Annotated in this window: 19 protein-coding genes; 16 read left to right on the top strand and 3 right to left on the bottom strand. The window is 72.0% G+C overall.

Annotated elements, in window-relative coordinates:
- Position 1 precedes the first annotated feature (1 nt).
- The 4 genes from murD to VM685_RS15105 all read left to right on the top strand — a co-directional run bounded on the left by murD (position 2) and on the right by VM685_RS15105 (position 4,215).
- Entirely contained in the window at positions 2–1,423 is a 1,422-nt protein-coding gene (gene murD / locus VM685_RS15120) for a UDP-N-acetylmuramoyl-L-alanine--D-glutamate ligase (RefSeq protein ID WP_325461002.1), read from the top strand.
- Positions 1,420–2,595, top strand: coding sequence for a putative lipid II flippase FtsW (gene ftsW / locus VM685_RS15115; protein ID WP_325461001.1), 1,176 nt, complete (start codon positions 1,420–1,422; stop codon positions 2,593–2,595). Before murD ends, ftsW begins: the two co-directional genes overlap by 4 nt.
- 13 nt (positions 2,596–2,608) lie before the next feature.
- The gene (murG, locus tag VM685_RS15110; protein ID WP_325461000.1) at positions 2,609–3,703 is read left to right on the top strand and encodes an undecaprenyldiphospho-muramoylpentapeptide beta-N-acetylglucosaminyltransferase; all 1,095 of its coding nucleotides are present in this window, start codon (positions 2,609–2,611) and stop codon (positions 3,701–3,703) included.
- Between the two features lie 77 nt (positions 3,704–3,780).
- The gene (locus VM685_RS15105) at positions 3,781–4,215 is read left to right on the top strand and encodes a response regulator (RefSeq protein WP_325460999.1); all 435 of its coding nucleotides are present in this window, start codon (positions 3,781–3,783) and stop codon (positions 4,213–4,215) included.
- Positions 4,216–4,225: 10 nt separating this feature from the next.
- Here VM685_RS15105 and VM685_RS15100 read toward each other — a convergent pair whose 3' ends face one another.
- The gene (locus VM685_RS15100) at positions 4,226–4,558 is read right to left on the bottom strand and encodes a cupredoxin domain-containing protein (RefSeq protein ID WP_325460998.1); all 333 of its coding nucleotides are present in this window, start codon (positions 4,556–4,558) and stop codon (positions 4,226–4,228) included.
- Positions 4,555–5,073 (bottom strand): DUF4142 domain-containing protein, encoded by a 519-nt coding sequence (locus tag VM685_RS15095; protein ID WP_325460997.1) that lies wholly within the window; start codon positions 5,071–5,073, stop codon positions 4,555–4,557. The genes VM685_RS15100 and VM685_RS15095 overlap by 4 nt, the downstream gene beginning before the upstream one ends.
- A 124-nt stretch (positions 5,074–5,197) precedes the next feature.
- Here VM685_RS15095 and murC point away from each other — a divergent pair, with 124 nt between their 5' ends.
- Together murC and murB are read left to right on the top strand one after the other, a co-directional pair.
- Positions 5,198–6,619 carry a UDP-N-acetylmuramate--L-alanine ligase gene (gene murC, locus VM685_RS15090; RefSeq protein ID WP_325460996.1) on the top strand — a complete coding sequence of 474 codons (1,422 nt, stop codon included), beginning with the start codon at positions 5,198–5,200 and terminating at the stop codon, positions 6,617–6,619.
- Positions 6,616–7,527, top strand: a complete 912-nt coding sequence (gene murB / locus VM685_RS15085; protein WP_325460995.1) for a UDP-N-acetylmuramate dehydrogenase — start codon at positions 6,616–6,618, stop codon at positions 7,525–7,527. Before murC ends, murB begins: the two co-directional genes overlap by 4 nt.
- 530 nt (positions 7,528–8,057) lie before the next feature.
- Here murB and VM685_RS15080 read toward each other — a convergent pair.
- Positions 8,058–8,501, bottom strand: coding sequence for a PaaI family thioesterase (locus tag VM685_RS15080; RefSeq protein ID WP_325460994.1), 444 nt, complete (start codon positions 8,499–8,501; stop codon positions 8,058–8,060).
- A 102-nt stretch (positions 8,502–8,603) separates the two neighbouring features.
- Here VM685_RS15080 and VM685_RS15075 point away from each other — a divergent pair, with 102 nt between their 5' ends.
- From VM685_RS15075 to recN, 10 genes are all read left to right on the top strand, one after another.
- Positions 8,604–10,016 (top strand): M20/M25/M40 family metallo-hydrolase, encoded by a 1,413-nt coding sequence (locus tag VM685_RS15075; RefSeq protein WP_325460993.1) that lies wholly within the window; start codon positions 8,604–8,606, stop codon positions 10,014–10,016.
- Entirely contained in the window at positions 10,013–10,990 is a 978-nt protein-coding gene (locus tag VM685_RS15070; RefSeq protein ID WP_325460992.1) for a D-alanine--D-alanine ligase, read from the top strand. The genes VM685_RS15075 and VM685_RS15070 overlap by 4 nt, the downstream gene beginning before the upstream one ends.
- Positions 10,926–11,825 carry a cell division protein FtsQ/DivIB gene (locus tag VM685_RS15065; RefSeq protein ID WP_325460991.1) on the top strand — a complete coding sequence of 300 codons (900 nt, stop codon included), beginning with the start codon at positions 10,926–10,928 and terminating at the stop codon, positions 11,823–11,825. Before VM685_RS15070 ends, VM685_RS15065 begins: the two co-directional genes overlap by 65 nt.
- Before the next feature lie 7 nt (positions 11,826–11,832).
- Positions 11,833–13,173 (top strand): cell division protein FtsA, encoded by a 1,341-nt coding sequence (gene ftsA / locus VM685_RS15060; protein WP_325460990.1) that lies wholly within the window; start codon positions 11,833–11,835, stop codon positions 13,171–13,173.
- Between the two features lie 274 nt (positions 13,174–13,447).
- The gene (gene ftsZ / locus VM685_RS15055; RefSeq protein WP_325460989.1) at positions 13,448–14,923 is read left to right on the top strand and encodes a cell division protein FtsZ; all 1,476 of its coding nucleotides are present in this window, start codon (positions 13,448–13,450) and stop codon (positions 14,921–14,923) included.
- An 85-nt stretch (positions 14,924–15,008) separates the two neighbouring features.
- On the top strand, positions 15,009–15,245 hold the full coding sequence (locus VM685_RS15050; protein WP_325460988.1) for a hypothetical protein: 237 nt from the start codon (positions 15,009–15,011) through the stop codon (positions 15,243–15,245).
- 158 nt (positions 15,246–15,403) lie between these two features.
- Positions 15,404–16,312, top strand: a complete 909-nt coding sequence (gene lpxC / locus VM685_RS15045; protein WP_325460987.1) for a UDP-3-O-acyl-N-acetylglucosamine deacetylase — start codon at positions 15,404–15,406, stop codon at positions 16,310–16,312.
- Positions 16,313–16,376: 64 nt separating this feature from the next.
- Positions 16,377–16,982 (top strand): MSMEG_1061 family FMN-dependent PPOX-type flavoprotein, encoded by a 606-nt coding sequence (locus VM685_RS15040; protein ID WP_325460986.1) that lies wholly within the window; start codon positions 16,377–16,379, stop codon positions 16,980–16,982.
- Positions 16,983–17,115: 133 nt separating this feature from the next.
- The gene (locus VM685_RS15035) at positions 17,116–18,036 is read left to right on the top strand and encodes an outer membrane protein assembly factor BamD (protein ID WP_414693380.1); all 921 of its coding nucleotides are present in this window, start codon (positions 17,116–17,118) and stop codon (positions 18,034–18,036) included.
- A 40-nt stretch (positions 18,037–18,076) separates the two neighbouring features.
- On the top strand, positions 18,077–19,774 hold the full coding sequence (gene recN / locus VM685_RS15030; protein ID WP_325460984.1) for a DNA repair protein RecN: 1,698 nt from the start codon (positions 18,077–18,079) through the stop codon (positions 19,772–19,774).
- Positions 19,775–19,776: the final 2 nt, after the last annotated feature.

Here is a 19,776-nt window from a genome sequence, read left to right as displayed (position 1 = left end):
CATGATCCCGGTCCGCGGCTTCGAAGGCAGGACGGTCGCCGTGTTCGGCCTGGCGCGTACGGGCCTCACGGCCGCGCGCGCGCTGATCGCCGGCGGGGCCGAGGTGGCGCTGTGGGACGAGAAGCCCGCCACCCGCGCGGCGGCTGAGGCCGAGGGCTTCACCCTCACCGATCTCTCCACCGCCGACTGGTCGCAGTTCGCCGCGCTCATGCTGTCGCCGGGCGTGCCCCTGACCCATCCCGCGCCGCACTGGACCGTCGAGCGGGCCCGCGCCGCCGGGGTCGAGATCCTGGGCGACGTCGAGCTCTTCGCCCGCGCGGTCAACGCCGCGCCCGAGCACAAGCGCCCGAAGATCGTCGCCATCACCGGCACCAACGGCAAGTCGACCACCACCGCGCTCATCGCCCACATCTGCGCCCAGGCGGGCCGCGACACCCGCATGGGCGGCAACATCGGCGTCGGTGTCCTGGGCCTCGAGGACATGCACGGCGGGGCGGTCTACGTCCTGGAGCTGTCGTCCTACCAGCTGGACCTCACCACCAGCCTGCACCCCGACGTCTCGATCATCCTCAACATCTCGCCGGACCACCTGGAGCGGCACGGCGGCATGGAGGGCTACGTCGCCGCCAAGCGCCGGATCCTCGCCAACCAGGGCAAGGGCGACACCGCGGTGATCGGCGTGGACGATCCCTGGGGCCAGCGGATCTGCACCGAGATCACCGCCGCCAACCGCCGCACCATCGTGCCGATCTCCGCCTCCAAGGCCATGGGCCGGGGGATCTACGCCCTGCAGGGCATGCTCTACGACGCCACCGGCGAGCGCGCCGTGGAGGTCGCCGACCTGACCCGCGCCCGCTCGCTGCCCGGCCGCCACAACTGGCAGAACGCCGCGGCCGCCTACGCCGCCGCCAAGGGCCTGGGCATCGCCGCCGAGGAAGCCGCCGAGCACCTGATGACCTTCCCGGGCCTGGCGCACCGGATGGAGACCGTGGGCGCGCTGGGCCGCGTCCGCTTCGTCAACGACAGCAAGGCCACCAACACCGACGCCGCCCGCCAGGCCATGTCGAGCTATCCGAAGTTCTACTGGATCGCCGGCGGCCAGCCGAAGACCGGCGGCATCGAGGCGCTCGCCGACCTCTTCCCGCGCATCGAGAAGGCCTACCTGATCGGGGAGGGCGCGCCGCTGTTCGCCCGCACCCTGGCCGGCAAGGCCCCGGTGCAGGAGTGCGGGACCATGTCGGCCGCGGTCGCCGCCGCCTACGCCGACGCCGCGGCGTCGGGCCAGGACGCCGTCGTCCTGCTCTCGCCCGCGGCCGCCTCCTTCGACCAGTTCGCCGACTTCGAGGAGCGCGGCGAGGCCTTCCGCGCCGCCGTCGCGCGCCTGGCCGCCGCCCCGCTCGCCGCCAACAAGGGGGCCGCGTGACCACGCCCTCCCAGGCCCACGCCTTCGCCCGCTCCGACCGCTCGCCGATCGGCGTCTGGTGGTGGACGGTGGATCGCTGGATGCTCGGCGTCGTGGGCCTGCTGATCTTCGTGGGCGTCCTGATGTCGTTCGCCGCCAGCCCCGCGGCCGCCTCGCGGATGAACCTCGGCGACCCGTTCCACTTCGCCGTCCGCCAGTGCGTCTTCGCCGGCGCCTCGGCCTTCATCCTGATCACCGTCTCGATGCTGGACGTCAAAGGCGTCCGGCGGGCGGCCTTCTTCATCTGGCTGGCGGCCATCGCGGTGATGATCGCCCTGCCGTTCATCGGCCACAACGCCAAGGGCGCCACCCGCTGGCTCGAGTTCGGCGGCTTCACCTTCCAGCCGTCCGAGTACATGAAGCCGGCGCTGATCATCCTGGTCGCCTGGATGTTCGCCGAGGGCCAGAAGGGGCAGGGCGTGCCCGGCGTCTCCATCGCCTTCGGCCTCTACTTCATCTCCGTGGCCCTGCTGCTGATCCAGCCGGACGTCGGCCAGACGGTGCTGATCACCGTCGCCTTCGGCGCGGCCTTCTGGATGGCCGGCGTGCCGCTCTCGTGGGTGATGCTGCTGGGCGCGACGGCCATAGCCGGCCTGTCGTCGACCTATTTCCTGTTCCCGCACGTGGCCAGCCGCGTCGACCGCTTCCTCAGCCCCGACAAGGCCGACACCCACCAGGTCGACCGCGCGGCCGAGGCGATCGCCGCCGGCGGCGTCTTCGGCCGCGGCCCGGGCGAGGGCGTCATGAAGCGCCACGTGCCCGACCTGCACACCGACTTCATCTATTCGGTGGGCGCGGAGGAGTACGGCCTGATCTTCTCCCTGCTGCTGATCTCGCTGTTCGCCTTCATCGTCATCCGCGGCCTCTACCGCGCCATGAAGCTGTCGGACCCGTTCGAGCAGGTGGCCGCCGCGGGCCTCTTCGTCCTGGTGGGCCAGCAGGCCTTCATCAACGTGGCGGTGAACCTCAACATGATCCCCACCAAGGGCATGACCCTGCCGTTCATCAGCTACGGCGGCTCGTCCATGCTCGCCATGGGGCTGACGCTCGGCCTCGCGCTCGCGCTGACCCGCCGCCGGCCCGGCGCCTACCTGCCCTCGGAAGGGCTCGCCAAGGCCGGCGCGTTCGCTTAGTGGCGGGCCGGTCATGAACAAGATCGCGGTCGTCGCCGCCGGGGGCACCGGCGGACACCTGTTTCCCGCCCAGGCCCTGGCCGAGGCGCTGATCGCCCGCGGCTGGCGCATCGTGCTGGCCTCCGACGAGCGGGTGGCGGGCCTCGCCCAGGACTTCCCGGCGGAGCGCCGCATCGGCCTGTCGGCGGCCACCTACAGGCCCGGCGACCCGATCGGCATGGCCCGCGCGGGCCTGGCGGTGATGGCCGGCGCCATGAAGGCCCGGCGCGAGTTCCGCGAGATCGGCCCCAACGTCGTGGTCGGCTTCGGCGGCTATCCGTCCGCCCCCGCCCTGGTCGCCGCCATCCTCGACCGCCGGCCCACGGTGATCCACGAGCAGAACGCGGTGATGGGCCGGACCAACCGGCTGCTGGCCAGCCATGTGAAGACCGTCGCCTGCGCATTCCCGACCCTGCAGAAGGCCCCCCCGAAGGTCGCCGGCCGGGCCATCGTGGTCGGCAATCCCGTGCGCCCGGCGATTCGGGCGCTCGCCGAGCTCGCCTACGTCCCGCCGGAGCCGGGCGGCCCGGTGCGCCTGCTGGTCACCGGCGGCAGCCAGGGCGCGCGCCTGCTCTCCGAGCTGGTGCCCGAGGCGATCAAGGTCCTGCCCGAGGACCTGCGCCAGCGCCTCGTCGTGCAGCAGCAGACCCGCGCGGAGTCCATGACGCTCGCCCGCCGCGTCTACCGCGACGCCCTCGTTGACGCCGAGATCGCGCCCTTCTTCCGCGACCTCGCCGGCCGGCTGGCCGCCGCCCACCTCGTCGTCGGCCGCTCCGGCGCGGGCACGGTCTGCGAGCTGGCCGTGGCCGGCAAGCCGTCGATCCTGGTGCCGCTGGCCATCGCCATCGACGACGACCAGGGCCAGAACGCGCGCCTGCTCGCCGAGGCCGGCGGGGCCGAGGTCGCCCGCGAGCACCAGCTCACCGTCGACAGCCTGGCCAGTGCGCTGGAGAAGCTGCTGAACAATCCGGCGAGGCTCGCGCGCATGGCCGCCGCCGCCCGCTCGGTCGCCATCCCCGACGCCGCCGAGCGCCTGGCCGACGTGGTCGAGAAGACCGCCCGCGGCTGAGCCGCTACGCCCGCGCGTTAGCGGCGCATTATCCAATTTCTGCAACCTTGGGACGCAGGGCGTTCAGGGTAACAGTGATGCGTAGAGTTCCGGTCGATCCGGGTCAGCCAGGGCGGCTGGAAGTCCTCCACGTCGACGACGATCCGATGAATCTCAGGGTGGTCGGCGAGATCCTCACGGCCTTCGGCTTCGACGGCGTGCAGGCGCAGAGCGGGGCGGCGGCCCTCGAGCAACTGAGCCGCCGCCGGTTCGACATCGTCCTCATGGACATCCACATGCCGGAGATGTCCGGCCTGGAGGTGGTGAGCCGGATCCGCGCCTCCCTCGGACCCGAGCGGCTGACCCCCGTCATCGCCCTGACGTCCGACAGCCTGTCACGCACCCGGGCGCAGTACCTCGAGCTCGGCTTCGACGAGTTCGTGACCAAGCCGATCCTCATCTCGCGCCTGCTCGAGGCGATCCTGCGGTGCGTCTCGCCGCCGGCCGCCGCGTCCCTGCAGCAGTCCGCCTGAAGGCGCGCGCCTACTTCGCCACCGTCAGCCGGCCGGTCATCCCCGGGTGGAAGCGGCAGTAGAAGGCGACGGTCCCCGCCTTGGTCAGCGTCATCCGCCTGCGGGCCTTCGGCGCCAGGTCGACGTCGAAGGACCTGTCCCGGGCCGTAGCCGTGTGGCGGAAGATGTCGTCGTTGGCCCAGATCACCACGTCGCCGACCTTGAGGTCCGCCGGGACGGGCCCGAACACCATGTCCTTCATGGTGATGGTCCGCACCCGCGGCGCCGGCGCGGCGAGGGCCGCCCCGCCGGACGCCGCCGCCAGCCCCGCCGCAAGCGCGGCGACCAGCTCGCGCCGTTTCATCGCGCGGCCTGCGCCACCTGCTCGGCGTGCGCCTGGTGCTCGCTGAACAGCTTCAGCCCGGTCTGCAGCAGGGCCTTCAGCTCGCCGTTCTTCGCGTTCGGGATCAGGGTGGATTTGAGCGCGCCGTTGACCGTCTGGTGGAACGCGACCTCGTTGGCCAGGTAGGCGCGGTCGAACGCGGCGCCGTCCAGGGCGGCCATCGACTTCAGCTTGGCGGCCGCGTCGGCGGAGAGCGCCTGGCTGGTGGGGTTGTCCTGCGGCGTGACGCCCAGCTTCTTCACCAGGGCCAGCGCCTGGTCGTTCACCGCCGTATGGTCGCGGACCATCGACTGGGCGAACTCGCGCACCGCCTTGTCCTTCGACTTCTCCAGCGCCTGCTTCCCGGCGGCGATGTCGATCTGGCCGGCGGTGTAGGCGATGTGGGCGATCTGGGCGTCGTTCGGCGCGGCGGCCTGGGCGTGGACGGCGAACGGCGCGGCCGCGAGGGCGGCGGCGAGGAGGGTGGCCTTGAACATGGAATTCTCCGAAGGATTGGAGCGCGGCCGTGAAGGCCGTGCGCTGTCCGTTGGATGGCAGGCCGCCGCAAAGGTTCCCGCCGCCGCGGTTTCCCCGGGCGCAATGTTGGGCTAGCAGGACTCCATGACTCGCCGCCCCGTCCCCTTCGAGATCGGTCCCGTGCACTTCATCGGCATCGGGGGGATCGGCATGAGCGGCATCGCCGAGATCATGATGCGCACCGGCTACCAGGTGCAGGGCTCCGACGCGAAGGCCAGCGCCAACACCGAGCGGCTGGAGAAGCTGGGCGCGAAGATCTTCATCGGTCACGACGCGGCCAACGTCGAGGGCGCCTACGCCATCGTCTATTCCACGGCCGTGAAGCCGGACAATCCGGAGATGGTCGCCGGCCGCGAGCGGCGCCTGCCCCTGGTCCGCCGGGCCGAGATGCTGGCCGAGCTGATGCGCCTGCAGTTCTCCGTGGCGGTGGGCGGCACCCACGGCAAGACCACCACCACCTCCATGGTCGCGGCCCTGCTGGACGCCGGCGGCCTCGACCCGACCGTCGTCAACGGCGGCATCATCAACGCCTACGGCACCAATGCGAAGGTCGGGGCGGGGGACTGGATCGTCGTCGAGGCCGACGAGAGCGACGGCACCTTCCTGAAGCTGAAGACCACCGTCGCCGTGGTCACTAACATCGACCCGGAGCACCTGGACCACTACGGCGACTTCGAGGCCGTGAAGAAGGCGTTCCGCGACTTCGTGGAGAACATCCCCTTCTACGGCTTCGCCGCGGTCTGCATCGACCACCCGGAAGTGCAGGCCATGGCCAGCCGCGTGGAGAACCGCCGGCTCGTCACCTATGGCGTGAACCCCCAGGCGGAGGTGCGGGCGCACAACGTCAGCATGGGGCCGGACGGCGCGCGCTTCAGCGTGGTGATCCAGCCGCGCGCCGGCGGCATGCTCTCCATTGACGACCTGCGCCTGCCGATGGCCGGGCTGCACAACGTCCAGAATGCGCTGGCGGCCATCGCCGTGGCCCGCGAGCTGGGCGTGCAGCCCGACGCGATCCGCAAGGGCCTGGCCGGCTTCGGGGGGGTGAAGCGGCGGTTCACCACCACCGGCGTGGCCAACGGCGTGCGCGTCGTCGACGACTACGGCCACCACCCGGTGGAGATCGCCTCGGTGCTCAAGGCCGCCCGCGCGGTCACCGAGGGCAAGGTGATCGCGGTCGTCCAGCCGCACCGCTACACCCGCCTGCGCGACCTGTTCGACGACTTCTGCCAGTGCTTCAACGACGCCGACACCGTGCTGGTGGCCGACGTCTACGCCGCCGGCGAGACGCCGATCGAGGGCGTCGACCGCGACGCCCTGGTGGCCGGCCTCAAGCGCTTCGGCCACCGCCGCGCCCTGCCGCTCGAAGGACCCGCCGCGCTCGCCGGCCTGGTCCGCGAGGAGGCCAGGGCCGGGGACGTGGTCGTGCTGCTGGGCGCCGGCGACATCACCAGCTGGTCCTACGCCCTGCCGGGCGAGCTCACCGCGCTCGGCGAAGCCGCCGAATGAGCTGGAAGGACGATCTGCCCGCCGTCCGCGGCAAGCTCCTGCGGGACGAGCCGCTCGGCCCCTTCACCTGGTTCCGGGTCGGCGGCCCGGCCGAGGTGATCTTTCTGCCGGAGGACGAGGACGACCTTGCGACCTTTCTGAAGGGCCTGCCGCCGGAGGTTCCGCTGACGGTGCTCGGCGTCGGCTCCAACACCCTGGTCCGCGACGGCGGCGTCGAGGGCGTGGTGGTCCGGCTGGGAAAGGCCTTCGCCCGCGTCGAGCCGCGCAGCGACAGCCGCATCTTCGCCGGCGCGGCGGTGCTGGACGCCACGCTTGCCCGGGAGGCCGGCAAGGCGGGGATCGCGGGGCTGGAGTTCTACCGCGGCGTGCCGGGCTCGATCGGCGGCGCCCTGGTCATGAACGCCGGCTGCTACGGCGCCGAGACGAAGGACGTGCTGGTCGAGGCCTATGCGCTCACCCGCGCGGGCGAGCGGCTGACGCTCTCCAACGCAGACCTCGAGTACAGCTACCGCAAGTCCGCGCGGGCGGCGGCGCAGCCGCTGATCTTCACCGGCGCCCTGTTCGAGGGCCGGCCCGACGACCCGGCCGCCATCCAGCAGCGGATGGACGAGATCACCGAGCGGCGGGAGAAGACGCAGCCGATCCGCGAGAAGACCGGCGGCTCGACCTTCAAGAACCCGCCCGGCCACTCCTCCTGGAAGCTGGTCGACGAGGCCGGCTGGCGCGGCAAGCCGTTCGGCGGGGCGATGTTCTCGCCGCTGCACGCCAACTTCCTGATCAACACCGGCGAGGCGACCGCCGCCGACCTCGAAGGCCTCGGCGAAGCCGTCCGCGCCGACGTGAAGGCCAAGTTCGGCGTCGACCTCGACTGGGAAATCAAGCGCATCGGCAAGCCGGGCCCCTCCTGACCGTCATGGCCGGGCTTGTCCCGGCCACCCATGATCTCCGCGACGCAGGATCTTCGCGGGCCCCGCCCGTGCGCCGCCTGACATTTGGTGTTCATGGATGGCCGGGACAGGCCCGGCCATGACGAAGGTGGGGGAGGGGCCTCCGCTGCCCGAGCCATCCTCCTCGATGGAGGAGGGTTGGGTGGTGGTGTGGCCGCTGAGGCGACGCGAATGGCGCGCTTGGGCGCTGAGCCGTCCCGCGCTCGTCCCCCGACGCATTGCGACCACCACCATCCCTACCCTTCCTCCATCGAGGAGGAAGGGGCGACCCCTTCCTTTCCCGCGCAGCGGGAGAGGGGGCCGCTCGCCGAAGAGCGAGGGGTGGAGGGGGCAGGCGGCCGAACCGTCTCCCTCCGTCATGGCCGGGCTTGTCCCGGCCACCCATAATCTCCGCGTGGCAGGTGGGATGCGGCGCCGCACCGGCTCTCCCCGGCGCCGCGGGGTCTATGGATGGCCGGAACAGGCCCGGCCATGACGACCCGAGGGCCGCCTCACCCCAGCGCCTTCGCCGCCTCCACCAGCCGGCAGCTGGCCGTCGCCCGCGCCACCACGGTCCCGTCCTCGGTCAGCAGCTTCGCCTCGATGAAGCCGATGCTCCGCCCGAGCTGCACCACCTGGCCCTCGCCGTAGAGCCGCCCGGGCTTGGCGGGCGCGAGGAAGCTCACGTGCAGGTCGATCGTCGGGCAGTAGAGCCGGCCCTCGGTGTGGGCGAACACCGCCGGGCCCATGGTGTCGTCCAGCATGGCGGCCAGGAAGCCGCCCTGGACGAAGCCGGCCGGGTTGGTGAACTCGCGGCGGGCCTCGAAAGCGATGCGGATCCAGCCGTCGGCGGGCCGCGCGTCCACAACCTGCCAGCCGAGCAGTTCGGCGCACGGCGGGCGGGGGAGGGCGTCAAGCGCGGTGGCGGGGCGCACGGGCTCCTGCACGAGGGTCATGGGCGGTCTCCTTCGATCCCCCACAGCCTATCCATCGGCTGCTGACACCCTGCTGGCAGCAGTGCGCTTGACGGGAATCTTCCAGGGGCGCACCCGGAAAACATGCGAATTCCAGCCTTCCTCGCGGTGGCCGCCCTCGCGGCCGCCGTCGCCGCCCCTGCCGCCGCCCAAGACCTTGTTGGGCAGGACCTCGCCGCCAACGCCGCCGCCGTGCGCGACAAGGCGCTCACCGACCCCACCGCCTGGGCGATCGCGGAATCCCTGACCACCGAGGTCGGCCCGCGGATGACCGGCTCGCCGGCCATGGATCGCGGCCGCGACTGGGCGGTGGCGAAGTTCCGCGAGCTGGGCTTCGAGAACGTGCGGGTGGAGACCTTCACCACCCCCACCTGGTCGCGCGGGCCGGAGTCGGCCGAGGTGGTCGGACCCGTGCCGCACAGGCTGCACATCCTGGGCCTCGGCAACTCCAGCCCGACGCCGAAGGGCGGCCTCACCGCCGAGATCGTCCTCTTCCGCACCTACCAGGCCATGCTCGACCAGCCGGAGGGCGCGCTGAAGGGCAAGATCGCGGTGGTCACCCAGAAGATGCCGCGCACCCAGGACGGCTCCAGCTACGGCTTCGTCAACGCCCAGCGCAGCCGGGGCCCGCTCGAGGCGGCGAAACGCGGGGCGGTGGGCTACCTGACCCGTTCGCTCTCCACCGACGACACCCGCCTGCCGCACACCGGCGGGGCGGCGGCGGGCGGCATCCCCGCCGCGGCCCTGTCGACGCCCGACGCCGAGCTCCTGGAGAAGCTGGTCGCGCGCGGCAAGCCGGTGACGGTGAAGCTCGCCATGCAGTCCACGAGCAACAAGGCCTCGCCCGCCTACAACATCGTGGGCGAGATCCGCGGCCGCGAGCGGCCCGACGAGGTGCTGGTGATCGGCGGCCACCTCGATTCCTGGGATCCCGGCACGGGCGCGGTGGACGACGCGGCCGGCATCGCCATCTCCACCGCGGCGGCGAAGCTGGCGGCCGGCTTCGGCCGGCCGAAGCGCACGATCCGGGTGGTCATGTGGGGCTCGGAAGAGCAGGGGGGCTCCTCGGGCGCCTATCTCGCCGCCAACCGCGCCGAGGTCCCGAAGATGGTCGTCGCCGGCGAGAGCGACGGCGGCGCGGGCCGCGTCTGGAGCCTGAGCCTGCCCACGGGCAGCCGCAGCCATCCGGCCATGAAGGCGTTCGAAGCGGCGATCGCACCCCTGAACGTGGTGGTGAGCCGCGAGCCGCCGCGCTCCGGCGGCGCCGACATCTCGGGCCTGATCTCCGCCGGAACGCCCTTCGTGGACTTCAACCAGGACATGAGCCGCTACTTCGACCTGCACCACGCCGCCGACGACACGCTCGACAAGATCGACCCGGCGGAGCTCTCCCAGAACGTCGCGGTGTGGGCGGCCTTCCTCTACACGGTCGCCGACAGCGACATCGACTTCCGCCGGCTGGCCGCGGAGGCCCAAACCGCCAAGGAGACGAAGTGAGCCTTCCCCTTTCCGGACACCACGTCGCCGTCCTGCTGGGCGGCCCGTCCTCCGAGCGCGAGGTGAGCCTGGTCTCGGGCCGCGAGTGCGCCGACGCCCTGGAGCGGCTGGGCGCGAAGGTCAGCCGGGTGGACGCCGGCCGCGACGTCGCCCAGGTGCTGGCGCAGCTGAAGCCCGACGTCTGCTTCAACGCCCTGCACGGGGAGTGGGGCGAGGACGGCTGCGTCCAGGGCGTGCTGGAAACCCTGCAGATCCCCTACACCCACTGCGGCGTGCTGGCCTCGGCGCTGGCCATGGACAAGGCCAAGGCCAAGGCGGTTCTGGCCGCGGCGGGCGTCACCGTGCCCGGCGGCGGCCTGTTCAACCGCTTCGACGTCGCCGCCCGCCACGTGATCGAGCCGCCCTACGTCGTGAAGCCGAACGCCGAGGGCTCCTCGGTCGGCGTGTTCATCGTCCACGAGGGCGCCAACACCCCGCCGCAGGAGGTCGTGGCCCCGTCCTGGACGTTCGGCGAGGAGGTGATGGTCGAGCCTTACGTCCGCGGCCTGGAGCTGGCGGTGGGGGTGATGGACGGCAAGGCGATGACGGTTACCGAAATCGTGCCGAAAACCGCCTTCTATGATTACGAGGCGAAGTACGGGGAGGGGGGCTCGGAGCACGTGGTTCCGGCGAGGATTCCCGCCCATGCCCTTGAGAAGGCGAAGAAACTTTCCGAAATGGCGCACGCCGCGCTTGGTTGTCGGGGCGTTACCAGGTCGGACCTGCGTTATGACGACATTAACGACATCATGGTCCTTTTGGAGGTCAACACCCAGCCCGGCATGACGCCCACCTCGCTCGTCCCTGAGCAGGCGGCGGCGCAGGGCGTGGGATTCGACCAACTGGTGCTGTGGATCACGGAGGACGCCTATGCCCGCAGCGGTGCGGGGAGGATCGCAGGTTCAGGCGAGGCCTCGGGGCAAGTCGCCCCCTAGTCCAAAACGCGCGCCGGCCCGCAGGCCGGCCGCGTCCGCGCAACCGCGCCCGGACGGCGCGGGCCTCTCTCCCAAACACGCCCTGATCGCCGCCGCCGGCGTGCTCGCCCTGTCGCTGGTCGGCGTGCTCGCCACCGGCGGCCGCGGCGAGCGCATCGCCGAGACCGTCGCGGCCGGCGTCGACAACCGGTTCGGCCAGGCCGGCTTCAAGCTGCGCGCCGTGCACGTGGAGGGCGCCTCGCCCATGGCCACGCCCGACATCGTCGCCGCCGCCGGCGTCTACAAGGACCAGCCGGTGCTGGGCCTCGACCTGGAGGCCGTCCGCCAGCAGGTGGAGAAGGTCGGCTGGGTGAAGGAGGCGCGCGTCGTGCGGCTGCTGCCCGACACCCTGGTGATCGCCGTCGTCGAGCGACATCAGCTGGCCGTCTGGCAGCATTCCGGCAGGACGGTTGTGATCGACGAGCGCGGCCAGCCGATCCCGGAAGCCGACCCCGGCCGCTTCCCGACCCTGCCGCTGATCGTCGGCGCCGGCGGGGCCGAGATGGCTCCCGGCATCCTGCCGACGCTCGCCCAGCGCCCGCGGCTCATGGAGCGGATGGAGGCGCTGGTGCGCGTCGACAACCGCCGCTGGGACCTGCGGATGAAGGACGGCTCGATCATCCAGCTCCCCGCCGTCGGCGAGGAGGAGGCCCTGATGCAGCTCGAGCAGCTCGACCAGCGCTCGCACATCCTGGAACTGGGCTTCGAGCGCATCGACCTGCGCAACCCCGACGTGGTCGCCGTGCGGCCGCGCCAGACCGCTCCGGCCGGTCAGCTCGTCGCAGAAGGCGCGTGAGGACAAGATGTTGAAGGCCGCCACGCGCGAAGATCCCAGGAAGAAGGACGGCCGGGAGGGCCTGCGGGCCGCGATCCGGCCGCCGCAGGTCGTCGCCGCCGTCGACCTCGGCGCCTCGAAGGTCACCTGCTTCATCATGAAGCCGGAGGGCGTGCGCCGCGCCGACCGCACCCTCACCACGGCCGGCGTCGGCTACGTCCAGTCGCGCGGCATCCGCGGCGGCTCGATCGTCAACCTCGACGAGGCCTCAGAGGCCATCGCCCAGGCGGTCGAGCGGGCCGAGAACGTCGCCGGCGTCAGCGTCCAGGGCGTCACCGTCGCCACCGCCGGCGGCCAGCTCACCTCCGCCCGCGTGGCCGGCCGCGTCAGCCTCGGCGCCCGTCCGATCAGCGACACCGACCTGGTCCGCGCGATCAGCCACGCGCTGGCCCAGATCAAGCTCCCGGGCCGCCGCGCCGCTCACATCCTCCCCATCGCATGGTCCGTAGACGGACAAGGCGGGGTCCGCGACCCACGCGCCATGTTCGGTCGCACGCTCGGCGTCGAGCTGCTGGTCGTCTCGGTCTCCGAAGCCGTCTTCCAGACCCTCGGCGCCTGCGTCGAGCGCGCCCACCTGCAGTTCGAGGGCGTCGTCGCCGCCCCCTTCGTCTCCGCCCTCGCCGCCCTCGAGGAGGACGAGATGGACCTGGGCGCCGTCTGCATCGACATGGGCGGCGGCTCGACCTCGGCGGCGGTGTTCAACGCCGGCTCGCTGGTCCACGTTGAGACCGTCCCGGTCGGCGGCCAGCACGTGACCCAGGACATCGCCCGCGGCCTCTCCACCTCCATCGCCGGCGCCGAGCGCATCAAGACGCTGCACGGTTCGGCGATCGCCTCGGCCAACGAGGACCGCGAGATGATCGAGGCCCCGCCGCGCGGCGACGATCCCGGCGCCGGCCCCGTGGTGGCGCCCCGCTCCCTGCTGAAGGGCATCATCGCGCCGCGCGTCGAGGAGACCCTGGAGCTCCTGCGCGACCGTCTGAAAGCCTCCGGCGCCCCCGTCGAGCCGGGCGCGGGTCTGGTGCTGACCGGCGGCGCGAGCCAGCTGGCCGGCGTGCGCGAAGTGGCCGTGCGCGTGTTCGACCGCCCCGTGCGCCTGGGCCGCCCGCGCCGCGTGCCGCACCTGGCCGACGCCGCGTCGGGCCCGGCCTTCACCGCCGCCGCCGGCATCCTGCACCGGGCCGCCTTCGGCCCCCGCGAGGCGGTCAGCGCCAAGGCGCTGGCCTCCGCCAAGCTGCGCCGCGAGCCCCTCGACCCCCGCGCCAACCCGGTCGCCAAGGCCGCCGCCTGGCTGCGCGAGAACCTTTAGGTCAGGGCTGATCGTACGGCCGGTTGGCGGGCGCCTTTACGGCAGCGCTTGGCCCTGCGAGACAGGTGGTCGCAGCCGCGGCGCGATTCGCGCGACTCCTTGTGGAACAAGCGGTTTTTTCGCCTCCCGCGCGGTCGACGGCCGAACGACTCAGGCTATGGCCTTAACCCTCGCTTAAGGATGAGGGGCGCAATTTTAAACCCATCCTTAAGGAGCGCCGGCTGGGGGGGTCGGTCGGCGCTGAGCTCGGTTTTGGGAAGGACGCAGGGGTCCGATGGCAATTTCTCTCTCAGCTCCGCAGGCGACAGAATTGAAGCCGCGGATCGTCGTGTTCGGCGTGGGCGGCGCGGGCGGCAACGCCGTCAACAACATGATCGAGGCGGGGCTCGAGGGCGTCGAGTTCGTCGTCGCCAACACGGATGCTCAGCAGCTGCAGTTCGCAAGGACCGACCGCCGCATCCAGCTGGGCGTGCAGGCGACGCAGGGCCTCGGGGCCGGCGCGCACCCGGAAGTGGGCATGCACGCCGCCGAGGAGTCGATTCCGGAGATCGGCGAGCACCTGGACGGCGCGCACATGGTGTTCATCACCGCCGGCATGGGCGGCGGCACCGGCACCGGCGCGGCGCCGATCATCGCCAAGTGCGCGCGCGAGCGCGGCATCCTGACGGTGGGCGTGGTCACCAAGCCCTTCCACTTCGAAGGCCGCCACCGCATGCGCCTGGCGGACGCCGGCATCGGTGAGCTGCAGCGCTACGTCGACACCCTGATCGTCATCCCCAACCAGAACCTGTTCCGCGTGGCCAACGAGCGGACGACCTTCGCCGAAGCTTTCGGCATGGCCGACCAGGTCCTGCACTCGGGCGTGCGCTCCATCACCGACCTGATGGTGCTGCCGGGCCTGATCAACCTCGACTTCGCCGACGTCCGCACGGTCATGACCGAAATGGGCAAGGCGATGATGGGCACCGGCGAGGCGACCGGCGACGACCGCGCCCTGATGGCCGCCCAGAACGCGATCCAGAATCCGCTGCTCGACGAAGTCTCCCTGAAGGGCGCCAAGGCCGTGCTGGTGAACGTCACCGGCGGCCTGGACATGACCCTGCTGGAAGTGGACGAGGCGGCCAACGCCATCTCCGAACAGGTGGACCCGGAAGCCAACATCATCTTCGGCGCCGCCTTCGATCCGGCGCTGGAAGGCATGATCCGCGTGTCGGTGGTCGCCACCGGCATGGACGGCGTCTCCATCGCCGCCATCGAGCCGCGCCTGGAGCGCCGGGCCAACACCACGGCCCAGCCGCTGCGGGTGGACACGACCCCGGCTGCGGCCGCGCCGGCCCCCGAGCCGATGGTCTCCGCGGCGCCAGCCCCGGAGCCCGTCGCCTACGCAGCCGAAGCGGTGGAGGAAGAACAACCCGACCTCTACGCCGCGCCCGTGGCCGCTGCGCCGGAGCCTCAGATCGCCCAGCCGGTCTCCCGCATCGTCGATCCGGCGGTGGAGGAGGTCTCCGAGGACGAGCCGCTGTTCGCCGAGCCCTACGAGCCCCGGCGCCCGCGCGGCGGCTTCCTGAGCCTGTTCGGCGGCCGTCCGCGCTACGACGCGCCGCAGGCCCAGCCCGCGCCGGCTCCCGCGCCACGCGCCTCGGCGAGCCGCGGCGGAGCCCTGCCGGCCGAAGCGCCCGCCCAGGTGGAGCAGCCCGAGGCCGGCGAGGACCTGGAGATCCCGTCCTTCCTGCGCCGCCTCGCGAACTAGCCGCGCAATCCAACAAACGTGAATGCCGGGCGACCGGCCTTGGGTCTAGGCTCCTCCCTGCGGCGAAAACTGCGGGGAGGCGGTCATGCGGCGCGAGCACAGGATTTCGGTGGGACCGGTGGACGGCGGATGGACCGTCCGCTGCGAGGGCGAGACCCAGCCCCTGCTGTTCCTGTCGGGACGCTGCGCCGAAGAGCACGCCCGTAACCTCGCCAAGGCGCTCAGCCGGACCGGCGACGAGGCCCTGGTCTGCATCCATGACCGCTCGGAAGCCCTGGTTGGCGCAGCGCGCTATACGGCCCGAGATTCCGCCCGGGCGTAACCGCGGGAGGGCCGTCGCCCTCGGACTTCGCGGGCTGTCCCGAACCGAAACAAAGCGAAACAGCAAGTGTTTTGCTGCGCTGCGGCAATCGCCTTAACCAGACCGTGGGACGTAGTGCGGCCGAAGGGCCGCTCGCACGAGTAAGCAGGAAGGTCCCCTTGGCCGCAGACGCATTTCAAGACCGGGCGTTCCAGCACACGCTCCGGGCCCCGGCGTTCTTCGCCGGCGTCGGCGTCCACACAGGCGCCCACACGCGCGTCAACGTGCGTCCGGCGCCCGTGGACCATGGGATCGTCTTCGTCCGCACGGACGTGACCGACCGCGACAACCGCGTGCTCGCCACGGGCGAGGCGGTCTGCAAGACCCAGCTGGGCACCGTGATCGGCAACGCCGCCGGCGTGACCGTCTCCACCATCGAGCACCTGATGGCCGCCATGGTCATGCTCGGGATCGACAACGCCGTCGTCGAACTCGACGGGCCCGAGATGCCGATCATGGACGGCTCGTCCGAGCCCTTCGTCCGCATCCTCGACCGCGCCGGCCGGCGCGCCCAGCAGGCGGCCCGCCGCTACATCGAGATCCTGGACACCGTCGAGGTCGTGGACGGCGACAAGCGCGCCGCGCTCATGCCGGCGGCCCGCTTCGAGGTGGCCTTCGAGATCCGCTTCCCCACCGCCGTCATCGGCACGCAGGCGATCGACATGGCGATGGACGGCCCGACCTTCCGCCGCGAACTGGCCGACTGCCGGACCTTCGGCTTCCTGCACGAGGTGGAGGCCCTGCGCGCCATGGGCCTCGCCCGCGGCGGCTCGATGGACAATGTGGTGGTGATCGAGGGCGACCGGGTGCTGAACCCGGAGGGCCTGCGCCGCCCGGACGAGTTCGTGCGCCACAAGGCGCTGGACGCCATCGGCGACCTCTACGTCCTCGGCATGCCGATCGTCGGCCGCTTCGAAGGCGAACTGGCCGGGCATGCGATCAACAACCAGCTGGTGCGCGCGCTCCTCGCCCGGCCGGACGCCTGGCGCGTGAAGACCTTCGTCGAGGATCTCGCCGAGGCCGTCTGACGAAGGGCTTGTTGCGAGCAATTCGCAGCTCTGCTTCAGTGGGCGCGACCGCGGGGAGGCGCCCATGTCCGAGACCATGCAGGACCAGCTGGCCAGGCTGTACCAGCCGCCGCATCCGCGCACCGTCGCCAAGGCCATCGACTACGTGGACCCGCACGGGCGGCGGTTCATCGCGCTGTCGCCGTTCGTGGTGATGGGGTCCGTGGGGCAGGGCGGCGTCGACGTCTCGCCGCGCGGCGGCGGCCCGGGCTTCGTGAAGGTCGACGAGGCGGGCCGGACCCTCCTCATGCCCGACCGACCCGGCAACAACCGGATCGATTCCCTGAAGAACCTGGCCGACACGGGCGAGGTCGGGCTGATGTTCATGATCCCAGGCGTCGACGACATCTACCGGGTGAACGGGCGGGCGGAACTCGCCGACGAGCCCGCGCTGATCCAGGCCTTCGTGGAATTCGGCAAGCCGCCGCGTTCCGTGCTGCGCATCGCGGTGCGCGAGGCTTTCCTGCATTGCCCCAAGGCGCTGATGCGCGCCGACCTCTGGGGCGACAGCCACCGCGTGGACCGGGCGACCCTGCCCTCGCTGGCCGAGATGGTCTCCGACCAGATCGGCCTGCCCAAGCCGACCGCCACCCACGAGGAGCAGGTGGCGCATCTGCGCGAGACGCTCTGACCCGCCCCACCTTGGCCGCTTTCGCGCGCCATGGTCGCAGCCTCGGGCGCTTCCGTTTGCCAGGCGCCCGGCGTGGTGTAGAAGCGACTCCTCGCGTGGGGGCGCGCGTCTGTCCTTTGAGGTGAAGGTGTCCTTGCTTCGCAATTCGTGGGCTCGTCCGGCGCTCGTGGCCGGCGTCTGCGCCCTCGCCCTGACCGGGTGCGCCGGCCGTCAGAAGAAGCCCCGGCTGGTCTATGAGGAGCGGCCGGTCGAGCTGCTCTACGCCACGGGCGCGGACCGGCTGGACCGCCGCCAGTGGGCCCAGGCCGTGAACTACTTCCAGGAAGTGGAGCGCCAGCACCCCTATTCGGAGTGGTCGCGCCGCGCGATCCTCATGCAGGCCTTCGCCCACTACCAGGGCAACGACTACCCCGAGGCGATCGCCGACGCCGAGCGCTTCATCCAGCTCTATCCGGGCAACCCCGCGGCGGCCTATGCGCACTACATCAAGGCCATCTGCTACTTCGAGCAGATCGTCGACGTGGGCCGCGACCAGGCGGCCACGGGCCAGGCGCTCGCCGGCCTGCGGGAGGTGGTGCAGCGCTATCCGCGCACCGAATACGCGTCCGACGCCCGGCTGAAGATCGACATGGTCAACGACCAGCTGGCCGGCAAGGAAATGACCATCGGCCGCTGGTATCTGCGCAACGGCGACACGCTGGCGGCCATCGGTCGGTTCCGCACCGTGGTGGACCGCTATCAGACCACCAGCCACACGCCCGAGGCCCTCTACCGCCTGGTGGAGGCCTATCTGACCCTGGGTCTGGCCGACGAGGCCAAGCGCAACGGGGCGGTGCTGGGCCACAACTTCCCCGGCGACGCCTGGTACGGCGACGCCTACAAGCTGCTCACGTCGCGCGGCCTGCGGCCCGCGGTGGAGCCTGAGGGGGGCGGCCGGCGCGGCTTCCTGAAGATCCCGTTCCGCAAGGACAAGCGGGAGACCATCAAGCCGCCCGCCGCCGTTCCGGAGGCTGCCGCCACGGACGCCGCCGCGACGGAACCTAAGGCGAACTGAGGCCTTTCCGCCCGGCCCGATTCCGGGTGATCCTGTCCCCATGCTGATCGGCCTCTGGATCCGCGACGTCGTGCTGATCGAGGCCCTGGACCTGTCCATCGGGCCGGGGCTGACCGCGCTTACCGGCGAGACCGGGGCGGGGAAGTCGATCATCCTCGACGCGCTCGGCCTCGCCACCGGGGCCCGCGCCGACGCGGGGCTCGTGCGCCGGGGCGCGCCGCAGGCGGCGGCCTCCGCGGTCTTCGCGCCCGCCGCCGACCACCCGGTCTGGGACCTGCTGGAAGAGAAGGGCCTGTCCTACGCCCGCAACGAGGACCTGGTGTTGCGCCGCACGCTGGCCGCCGACGGCCGCAGCCGGGCCTTCGTGAACGACCAGGCGACCGGCGTGGGCGTGCTGAAGGAGGTGGGCGAGCTGCTGCTCGAGGTTCACGGCCAGCACGAGACGGTGGGCCTGCTGGACGCCCGCACCCATCGGCCGATGCTGGACGCCTACGGCGACCTCTCCGGGCATCTGGCGACGGTGGGGGAGCGCTGGCGCGACTGGCGGGCGGCCCGTGAGCGGGTCGACGAGCTGCGCGAGGCGGTGAACCGTTCGGCCGCCGAGACCGAGGAGCTGCAGCTGCGGCTGTCCGAACTCGACCGCCTGGATCCCCGTGAAGGGGAGGAGACGCAGCTCGCCGAGGAGCGCGCCGTGCTTGGCGCCGCCGAGAAGGCGCTGGCCGACATCGCCTCGGCGCGCGAGACCTTCGAAGGCCTGGGGCCGAAGGTGGCCGCCGCCATCCGGGCGCTGGAGCGGGCGCGCGAGCGTGCGGTGACCGCGGGGGCGGCGGTCGAGGGGGCGGCGGTCACGCGGCTGAGCCAGGCGTCCGAGGCGCTCGACCGCGTGCTGATCGAGGCCGGCGAGGCCGAGGCCGCCATCGACGCGGCCGCCGAGGCGTTCGAGTTCGAGCCCGACCGGCTGGAGAAGACCGAGGAGCGGCTGTTCGACCTGCGGGGCCTCGCCCGCAAGCTCGCCGTCTCGGTGGAGGAGCTGCCGCTGCTGCGCGTGCGCTTCGCCGAGCGGCTGCGGGCGGTGGAGTCCTCCGAGGAGGACCTCAAGGCCGCGGAGGCCGCGCTGAAGACCGCGCGCGGGGCCTACCTGGCCGCCGCCGGCGAGCTGACCGTCGCCCGACGGGCCGCGGGCGAGCGGCTGGCCGAGGCGGTGATGGCTGAGCTCGCGCCGCTGAAGCTCGACAAGGCCCGCTTCCGCGTCGCGGTGGAGCCCGTGGCGGAGGACCGCGCGGGCCCGGCGGGCCTGGACCGCGTCGCCTTCGAGATCGCCACCAATCCCGGCGCGCCGTTCGGCGACCTGGGCGCCATCGCCTCGGGCGGCGAGCTGGCGCGCTTTGCGCTGGCTCTGAAGGCGTCGCTCGCCGGGCGGGGGACGGGGCCGCAGCCCCTGATGATCTTCGACGAGGTGGACCAGGGGGTCGGCGGGGCGGTGGCCGACGCCGTGGGCCTGCGCCTGAAGAAGCTCGCCACCAAGGCCCAGGTGCTGGTGGTGACCCACTCACCCCAGGTGGCGGCCCGCGCCGAAGCCCACTGGCGCATCGCCAAGGCGGGCGAGGGCGAGCGCATCCGGACGGCCGTCGAGGTGCTCTCCCCGTCAGACCGCGAGGAGGAGATCGCGCGCATGCTGGCCGGCGCCCAGGTCACCGACGCCGCCCGCGCCGCCGCCCGGGCGCTGATCGGGGCGTGATC

Source organism: Phenylobacterium sp., from assembly GCF_035539035.1.
GTDB lineage: Bacteria > Pseudomonadota > Alphaproteobacteria > Caulobacterales > Caulobacteraceae > Phenylobacterium.
This window is presented reverse-complemented; position numbering and strand designations above follow the sequence as displayed.

Bases quoted from the DNA above. Each gene is read 5' to 3' on its own strand.
- VM685_RS15100 (WP_325460998.1), bottom strand. From the start codon at position 4,558: ATGAAACGGCGCGAGCTGGTCGCCGCGCTTGCGGCGGGGCTGGCGGCG.
- VM685_RS15105 (WP_325460999.1), top strand. From the start codon at position 3,781: ATGCGTAGAGTTCCGGTCGATCCGGGTCAGCCAGGGCGGCTGGAAGTC.
- murG (WP_325461000.1), top strand. From the start codon at position 2,609: ATGAACAAGATCGCGGTCGTCGCCGCCGGGGGCACCGGCGGACACCTG.
- VM685_RS15095 (WP_325460997.1), bottom strand. From the start codon at position 5,073: ATGTTCAAGGCCACCCTCCTCGCCGCCGCCCTCGCGGCCGCGCCGTTC.
- ftsA (WP_325460990.1), top strand. From the start codon at position 11,833: ATGTTGAAGGCCGCCACGCGCGAAGATCCCAGGAAGAAGGACGGCCGG.
- VM685_RS15050 (WP_325460988.1), top strand. From the start codon at position 15,009: ATGCGGCGCGAGCACAGGATTTCGGTGGGACCGGTGGACGGCGGATGG.
- murD (WP_325461002.1), top strand. From the start codon at position 2: ATGATCCCGGTCCGCGGCTTCGAAGGCAGGACGGTCGCCGTGTTCGGC.
- VM685_RS15065 (WP_325460991.1), top strand. From the start codon at position 10,926: ATGCCCGCAGCGGTGCGGGGAGGATCGCAGGTTCAGGCGAGGCCTCGG.
- VM685_RS15075 (WP_325460993.1), top strand. From the start codon at position 8,604: ATGCGAATTCCAGCCTTCCTCGCGGTGGCCGCCCTCGCGGCCGCCGTC.
- murC (WP_325460996.1), top strand. From the start codon at position 5,198: ATGACTCGCCGCCCCGTCCCCTTCGAGATCGGTCCCGTGCACTTCATC.
- VM685_RS15080 (WP_325460994.1), bottom strand. From the start codon at position 8,501: ATGACCCTCGTGCAGGAGCCCGTGCGCCCCGCCACCGCGCTTGACGCC.
- VM685_RS15040 (WP_325460986.1), top strand. From the start codon at position 16,377: ATGTCCGAGACCATGCAGGACCAGCTGGCCAGGCTGTACCAGCCGCCG.
- ftsZ (WP_325460989.1), top strand. From the start codon at position 13,448: ATGGCAATTTCTCTCTCAGCTCCGCAGGCGACAGAATTGAAGCCGCGG.
- murB (WP_325460995.1), top strand. From the start codon at position 6,616: ATGAGCTGGAAGGACGATCTGCCCGCCGTCCGCGGCAAGCTCCTGCGG.
- recN (WP_325460984.1), top strand. From the start codon at position 18,077: ATGCTGATCGGCCTCTGGATCCGCGACGTCGTGCTGATCGAGGCCCTG.